The organism is Paenibacillus germinis (assembly GCF_013141785.1).
In the GTDB taxonomy this organism is placed as follows: Bacteria; Bacillota; Bacilli; order Paenibacillales; family NBRC-103111; genus Paenibacillus_E; species Paenibacillus_E phytorum.
Map to the genome: position 1 here is coordinate 1 of NZ_WHOC01000090.1, position 6,534 is coordinate 6,534.

Sequence of the window (6,534 nt, forward strand, 5' to 3'; positions counted from 1 at the left end):
CTAGCTTGGCTAGGCGCGCTCTGCCCGTTACTTGAGAAAAGGCAACCAATCCACCTTGGGCTGGCTGCCTTTTCATGTTTTTATTGAACTCTCGTTACCCGTTAGCTCAATATTGTCAAACCGAGCAGCTAACTCAATAAACTTGCAGCTAACAATCGCACGTATACTATAATTGATAAATGATGTAATATAATGTAAATGCTATATATTGGAGGATCATATGGATTCACTAGTTCTTGAATTACAGAGAGAAGCATATGACGAAAAAACGGGTGTATCAGCGCTTCTTAGAAAGGCATATGTAGTAGCGAAAAAGCTTAAAGTTGGTGAACTTGAGACGTGGATACATGATGAACTGAACAGTTACAACGTTCCTTATAACCAACTTCCTGAATACCGGATCATACGTGGGGAAGTAAAAGCGTGGAACCCTTACAATGGTTGGATTCCAGTGATTATTAATGCAGACATATTGGACATCATCAGTCAAAACAAAATATCTCAATCTATACCGGAGATTGAACAATTACTTAAAACAACCTCTGGAAGCACGTTAATGATGCCGTTGCCACATTCCATTCAGGAACAGCTTTCAGAATTAACACAATTTGATACTAAATTCGCTCTACATTTTGGAAAATCCCAAGCTGAACAGATTGTCCATTATGTACGAAATATTATTCTCGAATGGTCTATAAAGCTTGAGGAAGATGGCATTTTAGGGGAAGGAGTGAGTTTTTCAATGCATGAGAAAGAAGAAGCACAAAAGCAAAATTATACCATTTATAATATCCATGGCAATCACAATCAGATCCAGCAAGACACGGTTCATTCCCAACAATCTATGATGAGCTCAGAAATGAATATGGATGCTGTCCGTGAATTCGTTGCGAGTTTAACCGAGCATTTGGGTCAACTTAAGCTGGATGGGGAAAAGAGACAGAAGCTGGATAGTGAAATCATGGCGATTAATACACAATTGAAAGCAGGACCGAAAAAAAACATTCTCCAAGAATCTTTCTCCACTATTCGGAATGTGTTGGAAGGTCTTACCGGAAGTATTATTGCATCCGGATTAATTTATGAACTGGATAAAATCAAGTTCTAAAAATAAATTAGTCAACGAAATATTCGGATTTTTAAACAACTTTATTTCTGACCCGGCCAACAACTAAGGCCGGGTTTTCTGCGTTTTCTGCAGCTGTTTTAAACAACTTTATTATCAAACAACATATAATTAACCTGCCCGTTACTTCAATAAACTAAAAGAGGAGCTACCCAAAGCAAGCTACTCCACTGTGGTGTCCCGTTATTCAACGATTCAGTCATAAGCACCGGTCGGGTACTGTTGAATTCAGTGATAAGTTAGATATATTATTCGAGTACAGGACGCATAAAGCTTCTCTCATAACTTAAAATACATTTAGTATCCTCTGCAAATTTATATGCTTCTTGACATTCTGAATCTAAAAGCATTTTTCCTCGATACGCTTCATACGCCGCTAGACTTGAGAATGTGAATAAGGCATAAGCGATATTATTAGCACCCTCATGTGGAAGAAAATAGCCATGATGTGTTCCACCCAATTTATTAACTAATCGAATCCACATCTTACCATATTCTTCGAATTCATTTACTTTATAAGGATCAATAACATATTTTAGGTAGCACGTAACCATTTAAAGCCCTCCTTAAAATCTTTTTAACCAACTTACCCTATCAATAAGAAAATCATTCTTAGCGAACAAATGGAATCCATTTACTGGCTTGATGGTATAATCCCCTCTTTTTGGTGGTATTAGAAAAACCGAGCCGTATTCGCCAATGTAAGCTTGAGTTGTCATTTGGGTTACCTCCAGTGGGGTTGTCGTTATTCTTGAATTCAATGTACCACAGACCTTAACACAGGAGTTATCGATAGGAATTGATACTATACTTCAATCATTTCGATATATGACCGCCTAGAAGCTCCACAAAGCCAGAAGCGCCTTCGACTGCCATCCATTTTTGCTTAGAAAAAGTCAAATGCGTATAGAACTTGCTTTCGGAATGGGCAAAAGGAATTCCGATAAGTTGACCTTTCCCAATTTCGTTGGCAACAGCTATTCGGGGTAACAACTTACATATTCTGTATTTCAACTATCCTGCCCCTTAGCTTAACGAGGCCGCCGAATCTTACCGGCAGCCTCGTCCTGGTTGTTTAATGGGACTATCGTTATCCGTTAGCTTAACAAGCCTTCTCTTAAATAATCTGATTTGACCATTCCGTAAAACACTAAATCTTCGTAGACTCCCCACTTCAATACATGCTGAGGGAAAGTGCCTTCTTCTTTCATACCGATTTTTCTCATTATCTTATATGACCCAGGATTTTTTGTCATTGCAGCGGCAAAAATGCGATTTAAGTCTAAATCTTCAAACCCAAATTGAATGATCCTACGAGCAGCTTCTGTTGCAAAACCTTGCCCCCAAAATGGTTGACCTACCCAGTAAGCAAGTTCAGCACGTTTATGCTTTTGAGATACTCCCATGCTCATATTACCAATCAATGATCCATCTTCCTTTTTATCATCGCAAAAGCATAATTATCCCCTGCCCGTCGGCTCCATACATATGATTACTTTATCTAAATGGTGCTTTTGATGAAGGCCAAGCAACCATCGTTGCAGCTTTTTAAACCCTTCAATTGCATTATTAAATGCAAGATGCTTTGTAGTGAGTACGATTCTTCGGTAATTCGTGGCTTGCGCTACGTGTGTCTCCTTGGCCATATCTATGCCTACAACCAAGTGAGATGTGGTGATTCTTTCAATACATTGATTTTGTCCTAGTGATTGTTTAAACTTCATTGTATAGCGACTCCTTGATGGTGTTAGGTGTTAACCTGTAGACAAACCCATCATACCGAGGTGCTTCTTTTTTGACAAAGGCCATATCTTAGCCTTAACAGCATGTTTACTTTAATCTCGATGTCTAAGTGTATAAACAACTATCCGGCACCCCATTCGGAGTCCCGGTCTTTATTATCATACCTATACAACTTCACTCTACCGCCCATCCCGAAAATGCACAACACGTTTTGCCTGCTTCGCAATCTCCAGGTCATGCGTAATCAAAATGATCGTCCTGCTCTGATAATTCAACCTTTTGAAAATGTCCAAAATCTCCGCGCCCGTCTTCGAATCAAGCGCTCCCGTAGGCTCATCCGCCAGAATAATTGCCGGATCTCCGGATATAGTCCGGGCAGAAGCAACGCGTTGCTTCTGCCCACCGGATAGCTCCGAAGGCAGATGGCGCCTGCGATCAACTAGATCCACCTCTTCTAACGCTTGCATGACAAGCGGCTCCCTCTCTTTCTTGCTCATCCCCCGATAAATCAACGGCAGTTCCACGTTTTCATATGCATTTAATCTCAAGTAAGCTGAAGCTTTACAAAACAAAACCAATCTTCCGATTACGAATCTCAGCAAGCCCAGAATCCTTAAGTACATTTATTGCTTGACCATCCAGGTCATAGAAACCTTTATCTAGAATATCCAAACATCCGATAATGTTCATCAGTGTGGATTTGCCGGAACCGGAGGGTCCCATGATGGCCACGAATTCTCCATGATCAATATCTAACGAGACGTCATCTAACGCTTTAATCGTTTCCTCGCCCATCGTATAGTATTTACTGGCATTCTCGATATGGATTAACATCATAACCTTCACCTCCATTACTTACACTAAGTCCAAATAAATGAAGTATCTGATTCATATCCTTACCTCTTCGCCTTATAAAATTCATGATACAGCTTCATGAGCGCCCGCTTCTCAATCCTCGACACATAGGAGCGGCTAATCCCTAGCTCCTTCGCAATCTCTCGCTGCGTCCGCTCTTCCCCGCCAAGCTCCAACCCAAACCGGCCAACGACGACTTCCTTCTCTCGATCGTCCAATATCTCCAGATTGCGATAGATTTTGCTCTTCTCTATCTTCAGCTGAACCTTATCTACGACATCGTCGGCCTCCGTGCCAAGGATGTCGATTAAAGTAATTTCATTCGCCTCTTTGTCCGTTCCGATGGGATCATGCAAAGACACATCTTTGCGCGTTTTCTTAAGCGAACGCAGATGCATAAGGATCTCGTTCTCAATACAGCGAGCCGCAAATGTCGCAAGCTTGGTCCCCTTATTCGGCGAGAACGACTCGATAGCAAGCGTTACTGGTCTACAACGGCCTGTAAAACACCATCAATATAAACATTGGCTTTTCCTCTATTTGTATTCCGTACCCCTATCCATGTGACGGACGACCCTGTAAAAGTAAAGGTGACGCTTGCACCAGTCGTTTTTGTATAATGCTCGTCAGTATTAAACCGATTGGTAGCTGAATTATTATCCGTCCATGTTCCTGTGTACGTTACACCTGCAGCATCATCGTTAACAGGAGTGCCTACTGTTATATAATCAAGGTTGATACCTATAAAATCTCCTGTGTCGTACTGAAGCTTTACGGTTGAATTGGAAGGAATGATAACGTACACCCGTTTGGTATTATATGTGCCTGAGAATCCACCTGTAGACGTAAAATTGACCTTCTGTGAAAATACACCATTGATATACAAGCTTAATTGTAGATTTGAGCCTGCTGCATAGCGGATATCAAGACTTGGACCACCGGCAACGCCTTGGAAAACAATGGCATCATTGAGACTATTGATACTCCCCATTCCAGCTCCGCCTGAAGCCGCAACATCTGTGTATTTGTATACCCCTCCGGAATTCGTTGAAATAGGTACAGCATTCTCTGCTTCCAACGTAGACATTACGGGTACAGATGCATTCGTTACCGCGTAATCGTTTTGCAAGACGGTCCATTTGGCAAGGACGGCTGTAGCGACTTCATAAGCAACCTTCTCTTCGCGGTTAGGATAAGAATCTTCACTTGAGCTAATATACGTTTGTCCTGTTGTTGATCTGGCTTGCTGAGTGGCTACCTTGTTACCATGCAAATCTTCCCAATAAGAACCACCCACAGAAGCCAATGAGTCGAAATTATACGACACTGCTAAAGAATCCAAGACATTAAAACAATTGTAGTTGCCAGTACCCCAGTCATTGCCTTGTGAATAATAAATATCATAGGAACCAGATACATATACCGTGCCACCAGGTGCAGCATAAGGCGGAGAAGCAAAATTTAAATCAACCATCGAATCATAAGTTTTATCTGCATTGAACATGAATTCGGAATGTGGATAACTTAAAAATGGGATTATACGGATATAAATCTTGAATAGCCCACATTTTGCAGCTAGGATCGCAAGTCTAGGCGGATCGAGATAGGGGCTGTGTTATTGGACTGAACGTTACTCACTTTTTCAGGCAACCCAAAGAAGCCTGTCTTTTTACAGGGGGATGCCGTACCTCGGTTTGCTAGTAATCCGGTCAGGCCGCTCTCGGGTCGTCCGGTCGTAGTCGCTCAGCAAATGCTCGGAGCTTATGCTGCATCGTCATCACGATATCCTGAAGCTGTGGATACGCCGCCAATCGGATGTGTTGATATCGACCGGATCCAACTAGATTACCTGGCACCTTCAGCACGACCCGGCGGATTGTTTTCACTTCGTAGCGCTGCATGTTCTCCGGCATCAGCGTCTGTTTGAACCAGACAATTAAATTATACGCGATGGCTTTGATCCAACTGAACAACAGATTGTTCAGCATCCGATGCTGGCTGTTCTGTTCAACGGCATAGCCGTCTTTCAAATCGTCAATGCGATTCTCAATGTTCGCCCGCTGATTATAGGAGCGCAGCAGCGGCAGCGGTTTGTCTTCCGTATTCGTCACGATCGCCTGATAGGAATAGAGTGTCAGAGCCATCGTCAGTTGGTCAGCGGTGGTTTGCTCAGTTTGGATCGCGTCCCGATAGATGACGCAGCGACGCGCCTTGTCCCAACTGGACTGCACAATCTGGATGTCAGCTGCTGCCCAGTGCTCGTTCTCTGCGGCGAATTGAATGCTCTTCTCATGCTCGGCGAGCGTTTCCCAGAACCGCGGATGCTGCTCCATGTAGGCGATCGCTTTCTTTACTGTAGCCTTCTTCGGTAATTTGAAGATGTAGAGCCAGCCCTTTTCTTCGGCGTATTCCATCACCGCCGGGTCGGCAAATCCGCAGTCGGCGCGAATGCCTTCGATGATATATTCAGGCGGAAGCAAGGCTTCGACTTCTTTGATAAATGAGAGGAAGTCTTTCATGCCGTTCGTGTTGCCTGGATTCAGGTGCAGGTGGATGAGTTCTCCCGTTCCTGCTACAAAAGCGACGCGAATCTTGTATGAAGGACGTCCGTGGTAGCGAGGGTTGTAGCCGTTCGTCGCGCCTTCCTGCTCTCCGAAGAGCGTGATGACCGTGTCGTCAATGTCGATCCAAATAAGCCGTTTGCCCTCTAGCCTCGCTTTGCGGCGAAGCAGTTCCTGATTGATTGCAACCAGTTGAATGAGGTGGCTCCATGTCATGGTTTTCAACAACCCGCGAAACGTGCTTTCGTC

The 6,534-nt window shown here is 43.4% G+C and carries 8 protein-coding genes and 2 pseudogenes; 1 reads left to right on the forward strand and 9 read right to left on the reverse strand.

The window, feature by feature from the left end; genetic code table 11:
• Positions 1-220 precede the first annotated feature (220 nt).
• Positions 221-1,108, forward strand: coding sequence for an AbiTii domain-containing protein (locus GC102_RS18695; RefSeq protein WP_171690891.1), 888 nt, complete (start codon positions 221-223; stop codon positions 1,106-1,108).
• Positions 1,109-1,374: 266 nt separating this feature from the next.
• On the opposite strand, the gene GC102_RS18700 is transcribed toward GC102_RS18695, so the two are convergent.
• The 9 genes and pseudogenes from GC102_RS18700 to GC102_RS18740 all read right to left on the reverse strand — a co-directional run.
• Positions 1,375-1,680 carry an NIPSNAP family protein gene (locus tag GC102_RS18700; RefSeq protein WP_171690892.1) on the reverse strand — a complete coding sequence of 102 codons (306 nt, stop codon included), beginning with the start codon at positions 1,678-1,680 and terminating at the stop codon, positions 1,375-1,377.
• 12 nt (positions 1,681-1,692) lie between these two features.
• Positions 1,693-1,845: a hypothetical protein gene (locus GC102_RS18705; RefSeq protein WP_171690893.1), complete on the reverse strand. Its 153-nt coding sequence runs from the start codon at positions 1,843-1,845 to the stop codon at positions 1,693-1,695.
• Between the two features lie 97 nt (positions 1,846-1,942).
• Entirely contained in the window at positions 1,943-2,140 is a 198-nt protein-coding gene (locus tag GC102_RS18710; RefSeq protein ID WP_171690894.1) for a hypothetical protein, read from the reverse strand.
• 83 nt (positions 2,141-2,223) lie between these two features.
• Positions 2,224-2,550 carry a GNAT family N-acetyltransferase gene (locus GC102_RS18715; protein WP_246320994.1) on the reverse strand — a complete coding sequence of 109 codons (327 nt, stop codon included), beginning with the start codon at positions 2,548-2,550 and terminating at the stop codon, positions 2,224-2,226.
• Between the two features lie 36 nt (positions 2,551-2,586).
• Positions 2,587-2,850 carry a hypothetical protein gene (locus GC102_RS18720; protein ID WP_246320995.1) on the reverse strand — a complete coding sequence of 88 codons (264 nt, stop codon included), beginning with the start codon at positions 2,848-2,850 and terminating at the stop codon, positions 2,587-2,589.
• A gap of 198 nt (positions 2,851-3,048) precedes the next feature.
• Positions 3,049-3,706 (reverse strand): annotated as a pseudogene (locus tag GC102_RS18725) (ABC transporter ATP-binding protein).
• Positions 3,707-3,765: 59 nt separating this feature from the next.
• A pseudogene (locus GC102_RS18730) lies at positions 3,766-4,200 on the reverse strand (sigma-70 family RNA polymerase sigma factor); the annotation flags it as partial.
• 5 nt (positions 4,201-4,205) lie between these two features.
• On the reverse strand, positions 4,206-5,198 hold the full coding sequence (locus tag GC102_RS18735; RefSeq protein WP_171690895.1) for a carbohydrate-binding protein: 993 nt from the start codon (positions 5,196-5,198) through the stop codon (positions 4,206-4,208).
• Between the two features lie 235 nt (positions 5,199-5,433).
• Positions 5,434-6,534 (reverse strand): IS1380 family transposase (locus GC102_RS18740; protein ID WP_171690896.1); only part of this gene is annotated, 1,101 nt, incomplete at its 5' end.

Coding starts and splice junctions, on each gene's coding strand:
- GC102_RS18700 (WP_171690892.1), bottom strand. CDS start 1,680: ATGGTTACGTGCTACCTAAAATATGTTATTGATCCTTATAAAGTAAAT.
- GC102_RS18695 (WP_171690891.1), top strand. CDS start 221: ATGGATTCACTAGTTCTTGAATTACAGAGAGAAGCATATGACGAAAAA.
- GC102_RS18735 (WP_171690895.1), bottom strand. CDS start 5,198: ATGGTTGATTTAAATTTTGCTTCTCCGCCTTATGCTGCACCTGGTGGC.
- GC102_RS18720 (WP_246320995.1), bottom strand. CDS start 2,850: ATGAAGTTTAAACAATCACTAGGACAAAATCAATGTATTGAAAGAATC.
- GC102_RS18705 (WP_171690893.1), bottom strand. CDS start 1,845: ATGACAACTCAAGCTTACATTGGCGAATACGGCTCGGTTTTTCTAATA.